The 12518-nt window shown below is 61.4% G+C and carries 16 protein-coding genes; all 16 read left to right on the forward strand.

The window, feature by feature from the left end:
- Positions 1-5: 5 nt before the first annotated feature.
- On the forward strand, positions 6-338 hold the full coding sequence (locus ACW9IB_RS11795; RefSeq protein WP_457365040.1) for a phage baseplate protein: 333 nt from the start codon (positions 6-8) through the stop codon (positions 336-338).
- Positions 335-1330, forward strand: coding sequence for a baseplate J/gp47 family protein (locus ACW9IB_RS11800; RefSeq protein ID WP_457413746.1), 996 nt, complete (start codon positions 335-337; stop codon positions 1328-1330). Before ACW9IB_RS11795 ends, ACW9IB_RS11800 begins: the two co-directional genes overlap by 4 nt.
- A complete protein-coding gene (locus ACW9IB_RS11805) occupies positions 1327-1956 on the forward strand; it encodes a phage tail protein I (RefSeq protein ID WP_457413747.1) in 630 nt (209 codons plus the stop codon). The genes ACW9IB_RS11800 and ACW9IB_RS11805 overlap by 4 nt, the downstream gene beginning before the upstream one ends.
- Complete coding sequence (locus tag ACW9IB_RS11810; protein WP_457413749.1) at positions 1957-3909, forward strand: phage tail-collar fiber domain-containing protein; 1953 nt, start codon at positions 1957-1959, stop codon at positions 3907-3909.
- Positions 3910-3911: 2 nt separating this feature from the next.
- Complete coding sequence (locus ACW9IB_RS11815; RefSeq protein ID WP_457413750.1) at positions 3912-4340, forward strand: phage tail protein; 429 nt, start codon at positions 3912-3914, stop codon at positions 4338-4340.
- Positions 4341-4399: 59 nt separating this feature from the next.
- Complete coding sequence (locus tag ACW9IB_RS11820; RefSeq protein ID WP_457365035.1) at positions 4400-4603, forward strand: hypothetical protein; 204 nt, start codon at positions 4400-4402, stop codon at positions 4601-4603.
- 2 nt (positions 4604-4605) lie between these two features.
- Positions 4606-5772, forward strand: a complete 1167-nt coding sequence (locus ACW9IB_RS11825; RefSeq protein WP_457413752.1) for a phage tail protein — start codon at positions 4606-4608, stop codon at positions 5770-5772.
- Positions 5772-6278 (forward strand): phage major tail tube protein, encoded by a 507-nt coding sequence (locus ACW9IB_RS11830; RefSeq protein ID WP_457365033.1) that lies wholly within the window; start codon positions 5772-5774, stop codon positions 6276-6278. The genes ACW9IB_RS11825 and ACW9IB_RS11830 overlap by 1 nt, the downstream gene beginning before the upstream one ends.
- A gap of 181 nt (positions 6279-6459) precedes the next feature.
- Positions 6460-7032: a phage tail assembly protein gene (locus tag ACW9IB_RS11835; protein ID WP_457413753.1), complete on the forward strand. Its 573-nt coding sequence runs from the start codon at positions 6460-6462 to the stop codon at positions 7030-7032.
- A 128-nt stretch (positions 7033-7160) separates the two neighbouring features.
- Positions 7161-8450 (forward strand): hypothetical protein, encoded by a 1290-nt coding sequence (locus tag ACW9IB_RS11840; protein ID WP_457413755.1) that lies wholly within the window; start codon positions 7161-7163, stop codon positions 8448-8450.
- Positions 8450-8833 (forward strand): phage tail protein, encoded by a 384-nt coding sequence (locus ACW9IB_RS11845; RefSeq protein WP_457365030.1) that lies wholly within the window; start codon positions 8450-8452, stop codon positions 8831-8833. The genes ACW9IB_RS11840 and ACW9IB_RS11845 overlap by 1 nt, the downstream gene beginning before the upstream one ends.
- Positions 8826-9038 (forward strand): tail protein X, encoded by a 213-nt coding sequence (locus ACW9IB_RS11850; protein ID WP_457365029.1) that lies wholly within the window; start codon positions 8826-8828, stop codon positions 9036-9038. Before ACW9IB_RS11845 ends, ACW9IB_RS11850 begins: the two co-directional genes overlap by 8 nt.
- A gap of 9 nt (positions 9039-9047) precedes the next feature.
- Complete coding sequence (locus ACW9IB_RS11855) at positions 9048-10055, forward strand: phage late control D family protein (protein WP_457413757.1); 1008 nt, start codon at positions 9048-9050, stop codon at positions 10053-10055.
- An 89-nt stretch (positions 10056-10144) separates the two neighbouring features.
- Positions 10145-10705, forward strand: a complete 561-nt coding sequence (locus ACW9IB_RS11860) for a glycoside hydrolase family 19 protein (protein WP_457365027.1) — start codon at positions 10145-10147, stop codon at positions 10703-10705.
- A gap of 159 nt (positions 10706-10864) precedes the next feature.
- Positions 10865-11365 (forward strand): CinA family protein, encoded by a 501-nt coding sequence (locus ACW9IB_RS11865; protein ID WP_457413758.1) that lies wholly within the window; start codon positions 10865-10867, stop codon positions 11363-11365.
- An 83-nt stretch (positions 11366-11448) separates the two neighbouring features.
- The gene (gene recA / locus ACW9IB_RS11870; protein ID WP_457365025.1) at positions 11449-12510 is read left to right on the forward strand and encodes a recombinase RecA; all 1062 of its coding nucleotides are present in this window, start codon (positions 11449-11451) and stop codon (positions 12508-12510) included.
- Positions 12511-12518 lie beyond the last annotated feature (8 nt).

The following is a 12518-nucleotide window of genomic DNA, read 5'->3' on the forward strand; positions in this document are numbered from 1 at the left end:
TTGCCATGATCGGAATCGATAGGAACACCGGGGCAGCGGTCGATGACTGGCTGCAATTCGTGCAGCGTGCCACCCGAGCGCTGACTACCCCCGTGGGCACTCGGCAGAAGCGCCCGCTATACGGCTCGATGATCCCGCAACTGCTCGGCCAGAACCTGGGCGATGACCTGCTGATCCTCGCCCAGAGCCATGCCGCCCAGGCGTTCTACAACACCCAGAACGGCATCACCGACTTTCAACCCCAGGTCATCGTCGCCAGCCGCCAGGGCGCAGGTCTGTTGCTGCGTTTTGCCGGCACCTGGAAAAACCGTCAACAATCCTTCGAGGTCGTCACATGAGCATGCTGATCCCTGGCCAGAACCAACTGGCGGAACCGGCCATCATCGCCGTCGATGCGTTCGAACCGTTGCTGGCGGAATTCAAGGCGTTTGTCATCGATTACGTCGCCACCCGCGCGCCGCAGAATGCGGCCAAGCTCAAGGTCAGTCTCGACAACGAAAGCGAACTGCTGACCCTGGCCCTGGAAGCGTTTTGCGTGCGCCTGCAAACCCACGAGCGCAAATACAACGCCCGCATCAAGCAGATGCTGGCGTGGTGGGCCACCGGCAGCAACCTGGATGCGCGTCTGGCCGACATGGGCCTGGAGCGCCAGGTACTCGACCCCGGTGACCCGTCGGCATTCCCGCCGGTGCCGCCGGTGCTAGAAAGCGATGACGACGCCCGCCTGCGCTATTACCTGGCGCCCCACGCGCCGGCGGCGGGTTCGCGCATGCAGTATCGCCGCGAAGTGTTCACTCTCGGTGAGCGGCCTTCGGTCAAGGTGCAAAGCGCGACGCCTGGCGTGGTCACCGTCAGTTACACCTTCGACCCGGATGGCTATGCGGCCCAGGTCAAGGACGGCAACGGTCGGCGCACGGCACCGGGCGAAGTGATGGTCACCGTGCTTTCACGGGAGGGCGACGGCACGCCGTCCGCCGATTTGCTTGACGGCGTGCGGCGTCATTTCGCACGGCCCGATGTACGCCCGGAGACCGATCTCGTCAGCGTCCAGGGGGCGCAGATTCAACGCTACAAGATTCGTGTGGTCGCCAAAATCAACGCCGGCCCCGACTCGGGGTTGACCCAGGTCGCGGCGCAAAACCTGCTGCAAACCTACGCTGACTCGTGTCACCGCCTGGAAGGCCGCGTGGACCCCAGCTGGATCGACTATGCCATCCACAGCGCCGGCGCCGTGCAATTGCAGATCCTCGAACCGCTGGCGCCGATTATCAGCACCGCGTTCCAGGCCCCGTATTGCACGGGTGTCGAGGTGGAGGTGCGCACACTATGAGTGAGCCCAAACCGAGCCTGTTGCCCGTCAACAGCGCCCCCCTGGAAAAAGCCCTGGACCTGGGTTTTGGTTATTTACTGGAGCGGGTCACGCCACCCTTTCCCGAATTGATGGACCCGGACCGAACCCCGGCAGCATTCCTGCCGTACCTGGCGGCGGATCGGGCGGTGAACGAGTGGAGCACCACGGCGCCCGAAATCGAGAAGCGCCTGACCGTCAAACTGGCCTGGCCCACCGCACGCCAGGCCGGCACCCGCCAGGCCTTGGAAAACGCCGCCAAGGGGCTGCAACTGAGCCCCGAAGTGCGCGCCTGGTACGAACAGACACCGCCCGGCGTGCCCTACAGCTTTGCCGTACGGGCCTGGACCGAATTGCCTTACAGCGAAACCGTCGACGCCCGACTCGACCGCCGTCTGGCGGACGCCAAAAGCGAGCGCGACATTCTGTCGATTTCCGTCGGCTTGAGCGCCTCGGGTCGCCACAGCATCGGCGCCGCCACGCTGTGCGGCGAACTCACCACGATTTACCCCAACGTGTTGGCAGGGGTCGAGGCCACAGGACGCGCTTTTATGGCGGCCGGTCTCTACACCGTCGAAACCACCACCCTTTATCCACAGGAGCATTAAATGGCTGACTATTACACCCTGCTCACTAATGCGGGGATCGCCTACGAAACCGCCTGCAAGGCCGCAGGCGTACCGATCAAACTGGCGCAGATCTCCGTCGGCGACGGCAACGGCGCCGTCTACAACCCCGACGCCAGCGCAAAAGCGCTGAAACGCGAAGTCTGGCGCGGCCCGTTGAACGCGTTGTTCCAGGACGAAAAGAACCCCAGCTGGCTGATGGCCGAAGTCACCATCCCCTCCGATGTTGGCGGCTGGTATGTGCGCGAGGCCGGGCTGTGGACCGACACCGGCATCCTGTACGCCATCGTCAAATACCCCGAATCCTACAAGCCGGTGCTGGCCACGTCCGGGTCGGGGAAAGAGTTCTACATCCGCTCGATCTTCGAAACCAGCAACGCTTCGATCGTGACGTTGTTGATTGACGACACAGTGGTGAAGGCGACACGGGCCTGGGTGATGGACTACCTGAAGCAGGGCACCTATTCGAAGGCGGAGATCGAGACGCTGATTGCCCAGTCTTCGGCATTGCCCGTGGGATCGATGGTCGCGTTTCCGGTCGACAAGGTCCCGGTGGGTTTCCTGGAAATCGACGGCAGCGTCAAGAGTGCGGCGGCCTATCCGGACTTGGCGAAGTTCCTGGGGACGGCGTTCAACAAGGGCGATGAGGGCGTTGGGAATTTTCGACTGCCGGAGTCCCGTGGGGAGTTTTTGCGTGGGTGGGATCATGGGCGGGGGGTGGATGCTGGGCGTGTAATCGGTAGTTGGCGCGCAGACTCTTTCCAGGGCCATGGTCATGAGTTGCGTGGTAGGGCGGGCGTTATCAGTGAAGCGTCAAATGGGCCATTCGTATCCAATAAAGCAGGTGATACGGTCCTTGGTCCTACAGTTGCCACACCGATTACTGATGGCGTGAACGGCGACCCTCGCACTGCGAATGAAACACGCCCACGCAGTATTGCCGTGATGTACTGCATCAAAGCCTGGAACGCCCCCATCAACCAGGGAAACATCGACGTTGCAGCGCTGGTCAGCGAGCTCGATACCTTGAAATCTGCCGTGCCCGTCGGATCGATCGTGCCGTTCCCCAAAGCTGCTGTGCCGCCCGGATACCTGGAGTTGGACGGCAGTGTGAAGAGCATTGCGACCTACCCTGACCTGGCGGCGTATCTAGGGACTACGTTCAACACCGGTAATGAGCCAGCCGGGTTCTTTCGCCTGCCAGAGTCGCGCGGGGAGTTCTTGCGCGGTTGGGATCATGGTCGGGGTGTAGACGTTGGCCGCACTGCGGGAAGTTGGCAGAGTGATCAGCTAAAAGCTCACAACCACGGAATCACTGTCAGAGAAGCCGCAGCAGGTGGCGGCTTCACTACGATGTATTCCAGTGGTACGCAGACTAACAGCAGCAGTTATGTTCAGTCCGAGGGAGGTATCGAGACTCGACCACGCAACCTGGCGGTGATGTGGTGCATCAAGGCGTGGAACGCGCCGGTTAATCAGGGAAATATTGATGTTGCGGCCCTTGCGGCCCTCGCAACTCAAGCCACGGAAGCCTCTCAAGGTACCGCGAAAATTGCCTCGCAGGCTCAATCTGACGTTGGCACGGATGACGCAACGATCATCACTCCAAAGAAAATGCGCTTCGGCTTTGCAATGAGTTTCGCCGTCGTCAGTGGGTACATTCTGTTTCCTACTTGGCTGGGTGGTCTATTGATCCAGTACGGTCGGGTCTCGATACCGGGTGACCAATCCACAACGTTCACTTGGCCACTTGCATGGCCGGACGCATGCTACGCCATCTCCGGCGCAACATATTCGCCATTTGCACGTGCTGAAGATGGCGTCTGTGCGCAGTACAGAGCATTGACAAAAACAACAGTGGTCATTGATCGGCAAGATATTTACACGATTGCAGCTAATAACAGGGATATGTTCATCATCGGAATCGGAAAATAACCATGAGCATCTTTTATTGCGCAGAAACGGGCGGTTTTTATCTGCCCGGCATGCAGCCGTCTGATAAGGCTTGTCAGGCGATCACGAACGCACGTCACGCTGAACTTCGCTCCGAAAACGCCGCAGGGAGGATCATTGCTGCTGATGATCAAGGCTTTCCGGTCACTGTCGATCCGCCCGGACTCACCTCCGAGCAGTTGGGGGCCAAGGAGCGCTCATGGCGAGACCGCCAACTGGCGACCGCGACAGGAATAAGAGATCGGCACCGCGATCAATTGGAGTTGGCCATTACGACCACGTTGGCACCAGATCAATTCGCCGAGTTGTTGAACTACCTGCAGCAGTTACGTGACTGGCCACAGTCTGCGAATTTCCCCATGGTTGAAAACCGTCCGGAGCCACCGAGTTGGCTGGTCGAACAAACCAAGTAGGCAACGACTTATCACCCAAAACCGCACATCGCGGTTTTTTTTCGCCCGGAGATCCACCAATGGCCACTCGCCAAACCTACACCGTCCTCACCCCATTCCCCACCGGCGCCGGCCATTGGTCCTCCGTCGGTGAGGAACTGGAACTGATGGACGTCGAAGCATCCGCCCTGCGCGCCGCTGGCCGTCTGGAATTGACCAGCGTGCTGAACGCCGCAAAGGACACCACCCCGGCCAAAAAGGCCACTACCAAGAAGGCTGACTAATCATGGCTGAGGTTTTGAACTTCGAGCACAACGGCATCACCGTCAACGCCACCGAATCCCCCGAGGCCATGGGTGGCCTGGGCGATAACGTGATCGGGCTGGTCGGCACCGCGCCGAAGGCCCATGCGTCGATCCCCAAGAACGCGCCGTTTCGTATCAACAGTTTCACCACCCAGGCGCTGCTGGACCCGACCGGTACCGAGTCGGGCACGCTGTTCCAGGCGGTGTACCAGATCCTCAAAGTGGTCAAGGTGCCGGTCTATGTGGTGATCGTCGACGAGGGCGCGACCCCGGCGGACACCGTCAATAATGTGATCGGCGGCGACGAGCCGGTGACCGGTCGCAAGCTGGGCCTGGCCGCGCTGGCCGGCGTGCCGGAAGACCTGACCATCATTGGCGCGCCGGGCTTTACCGGCACCAAGGCCGTGGCCGGTGAGTTCGCCGCGTTCGGCAAACGCATCAAGGCCCGTGTGGTGCTGGATGGCAAAGACGTCAGCGTCGCCGATCAAGTGAAGTACAGCGGCGAACTGGGCGGTGCCGACCTCGGCTTCGACCGTTGCCTGCTGGTGCACAACCTGCCGTCGGTGTACTCCAGGGCGGCGAAGAAAAACGTATTCCTGTCGCCGTCGTCCCTGGCCATCGCCGCGTTGGCCAAGGTCAAGCAGTGGGAAAGCCCGGGCAACCAGGTGACGTTCGCCGAGGACGTTTCCCGCGTGGTTGAGTACAACATCCTCGACACCTCCACCGAAGGCGACCTGCTCAACCGCTACGGCGTGAGCTACTACGCCCGCACCATCCTTGGCGGCTTCTCGCTGCTGGGCAACCGGTCCATCACCGGCAAGTTCATCAGCTACGTGGGCCTGGAAGACGCCATCAGCCGCAAGCTGGTCAAGGCCGGCCAGAAAGCCATGGCCAAGAACCTCACCAAGTCCTTCATGGACCAGGAGGTCAAGCGCATCAACGACTGGCTGCAAACCCTGGTCGCCGACGAAACCATTCCCGGTGGCAGCGTGTACCTGCACCCGGAACTCAACAGTGTCGAGAAGTACAAGAACGGCACCTGGTACATCGTCATCGACTACGGCCGCTACGCGCCGAACGAACACATGATTTATCAACTCAATGCCCGCGATGAAATCATCGAGCAGTTCCTGGAGGACGTTCTCTAATGTTTACCAACCGTGTAAGACAGGCCATTGCGGCCACCCTGCAAGGCCTGCCGTTGTCCGCGACGGTGGAAGAGTTCACCCCGCCGAAGATCGAGTTCGAGATGGAAGCCATGTCCGGTGGCCGCTTCATCGCCGAAGAAATGGCCAAGAACGGCAAGGTGCTGGGTGCCAAGCTGGTGCTGCAAGGCGCCGGCCCGGAAGTGATGCTGGCCCTGGGCGTGCGCCTGGGGGACGACATCCTGCTCAATGTGCGTGAAGCCGGCCAGGACCAGGACGGCAAGACCTATTTCACCTACCACACCGTCGGCGGCAAGCTCAAATCCCTGGAGGAGGCGAAGCTGAAGATGGGTGACAAGGCCACCACCACCCTGGAGCTGTCCTGCCGCACCTACAACCGCCTGGAAAACGGCATCCCGGTAATCGACATCGACGTGCGCACCCAGAAGTTCGTGCTCAACGGCGTGGACATCCTCGGCGATGCCCGCCGTGCGGTGCTGATGCCTTAAAGACCCCGTGATCTGAGGTGGGCACTGTCAATGTGGGAGCTGGCTTGCCTGCGATACAGGCGACCCGGTTTATCTGCTGCACCGCGGTGATGCCTTCGCGGGCAAGCCCGGCTCCCACATTGACCGCGCTCATCTTTGTATCTGCGTTTTCTTCAACAGTTGTTGACCAAGGAATTGCCCCATGGCCTGGATGCCACCCCTGCATGTCCTGCTGTCTTCGATCACCGCCGATACCGGCGCGAAGATCGAGCAGGTTCAGCTCAAACCGCTGTACTACGCCGCGCAGAAAGATGCGCTGGCCCGGGCCGGTGACGACGAGGACGATCAGTTCTTCGAACTGGCGAAACTCGCCACCGGCCTGTCGGAAAACGAACTCGACCAGCTCAAGCGCCCGGATTACGTGAGCATTGCCCAGTACGTACACGAGATGTCGACGCGTCCTGCGTCGTTCTTCCGTGGCGAACCCGAAGATGCCTCGGCCGATGCGCCGGTCAAGCTGCTGCTGCCTCTGGAGGCCGCCGGTCGTAGCCACACCGACCTGCCCCTGGAAATGCCCGCCCTGCGTGCCACCAAGGTGATGAAAAAACTCGCCAGCGACAAGGAACGTGCCGAGTTCATCACCGCCCATTGCACCGGCCTGATGATCCCCGACCTGGCCCAACTCACGGTGCCCGACTGGACCGAGTTGCAGGTGCGCATCAACGATTTTTTAAATCAACCGGCGGCCTTCTTTCGCAACGCGACATCGACGTAATCCTCGATGTGGTGCCGCTGGTTTATTCGGTCAATGAGGCGGAAATCCTGGAGTGGGATGCCGCCAAAGCCTTGCGCCGCTACGACATCGCGATCACTCGCCTTGGCGTCAAACAGGAGTAGAGCGGTATGCAAATCAATTATTCGCTGGCGTCGGCCGGGCTGACGTACAGCGCAAGCGTCACGGATGACGCGCGGCCTCAGCCGCAAAACCTTGTCGGGCCGTCACCGCTGGATGCCGTACAACAACCCTTTTCAAGCCTGGGCCTGGCGTTGGCCAACGCGGGCGTGGTGATCAATCGCCTGGTCATGGAGCAGGTGCTGCTCAGGGAAACCCTTGAGACGTTCAACGCTTCGTTGCTCAAGAGTTTGGAAGTGCGGCAGACGGTTGACGGCAGCGCCACCGAGAAAAAGACCTCCACGGAACCGGCTTCGACCCAGGCGCGCCGGGAAGCTTATGAGGCGAGTACGACGCGCCTTTCCACCGCTGTCGATAAAGCCCAGGCGCCGGTGGTGGATACCTCGCTGATGCTCCTCACCGACATTGTCGATGGCCTGACGGCGTTGGCCGAAGCGCTGCCGAAAACCACCGCCGCGTTGAGTCTGGCGGGTGCGGCGTTGGCGCCGTTGGTCTCTGGAGTTTTTGGCGCGGTCACGGACAAACTGTACGAAAAGGCCGCAGAGAAAATCCTCGGCGGTGGCGCTTCACCGGCCAGTTCTGGCGCTGGAAAGACGGGCGAAAGCACATCCACCCCAACCAAACCGGGTAAAACCAAAGGCGCCTCGATCAAACCAGGGCGCCAGGGTTTGTTCGGCCAGGTGGCCAAGGTGGGCAGCGCGGTTGAGAAAGCGGCATTGCCGCTGATGCTGGTGGGCGCAAGTGTCGACATTGGCCGTGGGCTGGCGTCGGGCGACATGAAGGCGGTCGGCACCGGAGTGGCTTCGGCCGGCGGTGCGGTGGCCGGTGGTTACGCCGGCAGTGCCATTGGCGGGTTCGTCGGCGCCAGGGTTGGCGGCATCGCCGGGGCCGCGCTCGGCTCGATCATTCCGGGCGCCGGTACCCTGTTGGGCGGCGTGCTGGGCAGCGTGGCGGGGAACCTGCTGGGCAAGGCCGTCGGGGGCGTCGTGGGCAATTTTGTCGGCAGCGACCTCGGCGGATGGCTGAGCGAAAAAGTCATGGGCCCTGCGGACCGCCTGCCCCCGCCGGCTGACGTCAGCAAAAACCTCGGCGCTGCCCAGGCGGCCAATCAAGCACTCACCTTCGCTCCGCAAATCACCATCAACGCGCCTGAACAAGCCAGCAATCAAGAGCTGGCCACCCTGGTGGTGCAACAGATCGAAGCGCAGTTCACGCCGCTGTCGATGGGTGATCTCTTGGGCGCGCGCAGCGGCGCCGCTTTGAATGATGGGAGGGTCTGATGCGACAACAAATGGTATTGGGCAATTTCATTTTCGGACTGGCTCGCGACTTTGCCTATGACACGCTCGCGCGCAATTCGGATGGCGGCTGGACCAGCCTGGACATCATCGCCAGCAAACCGCAATCGCGGCAGTCCGGGCAAAAGTCGGAAACCCTGACGTTCACCGGCAAAGCCATGTACGCCACCGGCATGCAACGGCTCGACGAGCTGCGTGCCTTGCAGGCCGAGCGCCGACCGTTGCCGTTGGTCGACGGTATCGGTCGCAACTGGGGCCTGTGGCGCATCAATACGATTGCCGAGAATCAGAGCGGCGTGATCGATGACGGCACGGCCATGCTTATCGGCTGGACACTCACCCTGGAGGAGTTCGTCAATGCGTAGAGCACGAAGCATTGCCGGTGATTCGGTCAACCTGCTGCTGTACCGCGAGCTGGGCCGTTGTGACGATGCCGCAGAAGAGATGCTCTGGCGCTTGAATCCCGCGTTGGCCGAGCAGGGCCCGGTCTTGCCGGCGGGCGTCTGGGTGAATGTGCCTGAAGTACCGTCGCAGCCGGCCGCTGCGCGCCCTGTCACCGCCTGGGATTAAGGAGGCGTCATGCCCTTGGGATTTACGCCGAGCGTGGAGTTTTACGGCGCCAATGCGGCGCTGCTCAATCAGCGGGTGATGAGCTGGACCCATACCGACGCCGCCGGCATCGAGTCTGACCGGCTGGAGTTGACGATCAATACCGAAGGGCTGGACGGGCTGCCGAGCCTGGGCGGCAAGATCGGCCTGCGGGTCGGTTATCGCGAGTCCGGGCTGGTGGAAAAGGGCGAGTTCGTGGTGACGCAACGCACGCCAGTGCTGTTTCCCATGCGCCTGCACATCGTGGCGTCTGCTGCGCCGTTCAGTGTGTCGGACGTCAGCGGCTATCGTCAGCGACGCTCGGTCAGCCATGGCGCCACGACGCTGGGCGCGCTGTTTCGCCAGTTGGTGATGCGCCATGGTTTTTCGCCCCGTGTGGCGCCGGCGCTGGAAGGGATTGCGATTACCCATATCGACCAGTCCAACGAAACCGACATGGGCTTTCTCACCCGGCTCGCGGCGCGCTACCGCGCCGTGTGCAAGCCGATCGACAACCTGTACGTGCTGGCCCAGAGCGGGCAAGTCAAGTCGTTGTCCGGCCAGCAACTGCCCGATGTCACGCTGTCGGTCACCCAGGACAACCGCCCGGGCAGCCAGGCGTTCATCACGGCCAAGATCGACGAAAAGGCCCGCTCGAAATACCGCGGCTGTCGGGTCTACTGGTGGGACAACACCCGCTGTAGCGAACGGATGGTGCAGGTCGGCAGCGCGCCGTTCAAGACCTTGCGCCAACGCTGCCAGAACGAAACCGAAGCCCGGGCCGTGGCCGAAGGCGAGCTGCGCCGTGTCGGCCAGCAAGCGCTGACGCTGGTCATCGAATGCCCAGGCAACCCGCAACTCTGCGCCGAAGGCCTGGTGCTGCTGGACGAGTCCTGGCCGGCGTACATGCGTGGGCGCTGGTCGATCGACAAGGTGATCCACACCCACGATGAGAAAGGCTATCGCAGCTCGGTCACGGCGCTGGGGCTGGCCCATTAGCCATCCCCCGTCCTGCCAATCGGCCGGTGCGTTGTCTTGGTTGTCGTCGGTCATGTTGTGACAGGTTTTATTTCGAGACGTGAAGAACCATGGTTATAACGCTTTCTCAACTGATCCAGATCTTGCCTGGCGCCCGCTTCAGAGCGGGCTTTTTTTTGCCCGTATTGAACGTGGCAATGTCCAGGTTCGAGGTTGATCAGCCAAAACGCATCGCTGCCTTCCTCGCCCAAATCGGCCACGAATCCGGCGAGTTGCGCTACGTACGTGAACTGGGCAGCGATCAATACCTCAGCAAGTACGACACCGGCGCTCTTGCTGCCCGTCTGGGTAATACGCCCGAAGCGGATGGCGATGGTCAGCGGTATCGGGGCCGGGGGCTGATCCAGATTACCGGGCGGCGCAACTACCTGGCGTGCAGCCGGGCGTTGTTCGGTGATGATCGGCTGTTGCGACAACCGGAATTGCTGGAGCAACCGCAGTGGGCCTGTGAGTCCGCTGCGTGGTTCTGGCAGAGCAATGGCCTCAACGAACTGGCCGACAAGGATCAGTTCACCACTATCACTCGGCGGATCAATGGTGGCCTCAATGGGCTGGATCATCGTTTGCAACTGTGGGCGCGAGCCAGGGAGGTGCTGTGCGTGCCCGTCTGATCGGGCTGGTTGTGTTGCTGGTGGTGACGGCAGGTGGGGTGTGCTTGTCAGGCCTATGTGCAAGCCATCGCCCGTTAGCGTTTTGACGCACGTTGCAACTTGCGTGGCCGATTGGCTCCTGTAGGGTAGGCGAACCCCCGCTCATTCCCGGAGACGACCGTGAAGGAAATCACTCAACTGGCTGCCGAACTGGGTCGCCGCTTGCAGGTGCTCAATGCCCACGTCACCACTGCCGAGTCCTGCACCGGCGGTGGCATTGCCGAAGCGATTACGCGCATCCCGGGCAGTTCGGCCTGGTTCGAGGCCGGGTATGTCACCTATTCCAACCGACAGAAGACCCGGCAGTTGAATGTGCCGGAAGCGTTGTTTCCCAAAGTCGGCGCGGTGAGCCAGGAAGTGGTGGAGGCCATGGTCCGTGGCGCCCAGGAGAAAAGCTTGGCGCGTTTCGCCGTGGCGGTCAGCGGTGTGGCGGGGCCGGACGGCGGCTCGCCGGACAAACCGGTGGGCACGGTATGGCTGGCGTTTGGCGTGGGTGATGAGGTCACGGCCGAGCGCCAGCACTTCCCCGGCAACCGCGACGAGGTCCGCCGACAAACGGTAAAGGCCGCGCTAGAGGGCTTGTTGCGACGAGCTGCAGCAGAAATAGAAAATCAGGGGTAGGCGATCCCCGATCTTTGTGGAACAATACTGTCTACTTATACAGGTGTTGGCCGTCAGGCCTTATTGATTACGTGAGGACTTTAATGGACGACAACAAGAAGAAAGCCTTGGCTGCGGCCCTGGGTCAGATCGAACGTCAATTCGGCAAGGGTGCCGTAATGCGTATGGGCGATCACGACCGTCAGGCGATCCCGGCCATTTCCACGGGCTCTCTGGGTCTGGACATCGCGCTCGGCATTGGCGGCCTGCCAAAAGGCCGTATCGTTGAAATCTACGGTCCTGAATCTTCCGGTAAAACCACCCTGACCCTGTCGGTGATCGCCCAGGCGCAAAAAATGGGCGCCACCTGTGCGTTCGTCGACGCCGAGCACGCCCTGGACCCTGAGTACGCCGGCAAGCTGGGCGTCAACGTTGACGACCTGCTGGTTTCCCAGCCGGACACCGGTGAGCAGGCCCTGGAAATCACCGACATGCTGGTGCGCTCCAACGCCATCGACGTGATCGTGGTCGACTCCGTGGCTGCCCTGGTACCCAAGGCTGAAATCGAAGGCGAAATGGGCGACATGCACGTGGGCCTGCAAGCCCGTCTGATGTCCCAGGCGCTGCGTAAAATCACCGGTAACATCAAGAACGCCAACTGCCTGGTGATCTTCATCAACCAGATCCGTATGAAGATCGGCGTGATGTTCGGCAGCCCTGAAACCACCACCGGTGGTAACGCGCTGAAATTCTACGCGTCGGTCCGTCTGGATATCCGCCGTACCGGCGCGGTGAAGGAAGGCGACGAGGTGGTGGGTAGCGAAACCCGCGTCAAGATCGTCAAGAACAAGGTGGCGCCACCTTTCCGTCAGGCTGAGTTCCAGATCCTCTACGGCAAGGGTATTTACCTGAATGGCGAGATGATCGACCTGGGTGTGCTGCACGGTTTCGTCGAGAAGTCCGGTGCCTGGTACGCCTATAACGGCAGCAAGATCGGTCAGGGCAAGGCCAACTCGGCCAAGTTCCTGCAGGACAATCCGGAAGTTGCAGCCGCCCTTGAGAAGCAGATTCGCGACAAGCTGTTGTCCGCAGCGCCGGATGTGAAAGCCGCTGCCAACCGCGAGCCGGTTGAAGAAATGGAAGAAGAAGTCGATACCGACATCTGAACCCAGCG

The sequence above is a fragment of the Pseudomonas sp. SDO524_S393 genome (assembly GCF_054071875.1).

Bases quoted from the DNA above. Each gene is read 5' to 3' on its own strand.
- ACW9IB_RS11825 (WP_457413752.1), top strand. From the start codon at position 4,606: ATGGCTGAGGTTTTGAACTTCGAGCACAACGGCATCACCGTCAACGCC.
- recA (WP_457365025.1), top strand. From the start codon at position 11,449: ATGGACGACAACAAGAAGAAAGCCTTGGCTGCGGCCCTGGGTCAGATC.
- ACW9IB_RS11795 (WP_457365040.1), top strand. From the start codon at position 6: ATGATCGGAATCGATAGGAACACCGGGGCAGCGGTCGATGACTGGCTG.
- ACW9IB_RS11800 (WP_457413746.1), top strand. From the start codon at position 335: ATGAGCATGCTGATCCCTGGCCAGAACCAACTGGCGGAACCGGCCATC.
- ACW9IB_RS11840 (WP_457413755.1), top strand. From the start codon at position 7,161: ATGCAAATCAATTATTCGCTGGCGTCGGCCGGGCTGACGTACAGCGCA.
- ACW9IB_RS11860 (WP_457365027.1), top strand. From the start codon at position 10,145: ATGGTTATAACGCTTTCTCAACTGATCCAGATCTTGCCTGGCGCCCGC.
- ACW9IB_RS11830 (WP_457365033.1), top strand. From the start codon at position 5,772: ATGTTTACCAACCGTGTAAGACAGGCCATTGCGGCCACCCTGCAAGGC.
- ACW9IB_RS11850 (WP_457365029.1), top strand. From the start codon at position 8,826: ATGCGTAGAGCACGAAGCATTGCCGGTGATTCGGTCAACCTGCTGCTG.
- ACW9IB_RS11815 (WP_457413750.1), top strand. From the start codon at position 3,912: ATGAGCATCTTTTATTGCGCAGAAACGGGCGGTTTTTATCTGCCCGGC.
- ACW9IB_RS11855 (WP_457413757.1), top strand. From the start codon at position 9,048: ATGCCCTTGGGATTTACGCCGAGCGTGGAGTTTTACGGCGCCAATGCG.
- ACW9IB_RS11835 (WP_457413753.1), top strand. From the start codon at position 6,460: ATGGCCTGGATGCCACCCCTGCATGTCCTGCTGTCTTCGATCACCGCC.
- ACW9IB_RS11810 (WP_457413749.1), top strand. From the start codon at position 1,957: ATGGCTGACTATTACACCCTGCTCACTAATGCGGGGATCGCCTACGAA.
- ACW9IB_RS11805 (WP_457413747.1), top strand. From the start codon at position 1,327: ATGAGTGAGCCCAAACCGAGCCTGTTGCCCGTCAACAGCGCCCCCCTG.
- ACW9IB_RS11820 (WP_457365035.1), top strand. From the start codon at position 4,400: ATGGCCACTCGCCAAACCTACACCGTCCTCACCCCATTCCCCACCGGC.
- ACW9IB_RS11845 (WP_457365030.1), top strand. From the start codon at position 8,450: ATGCGACAACAAATGGTATTGGGCAATTTCATTTTCGGACTGGCTCGC.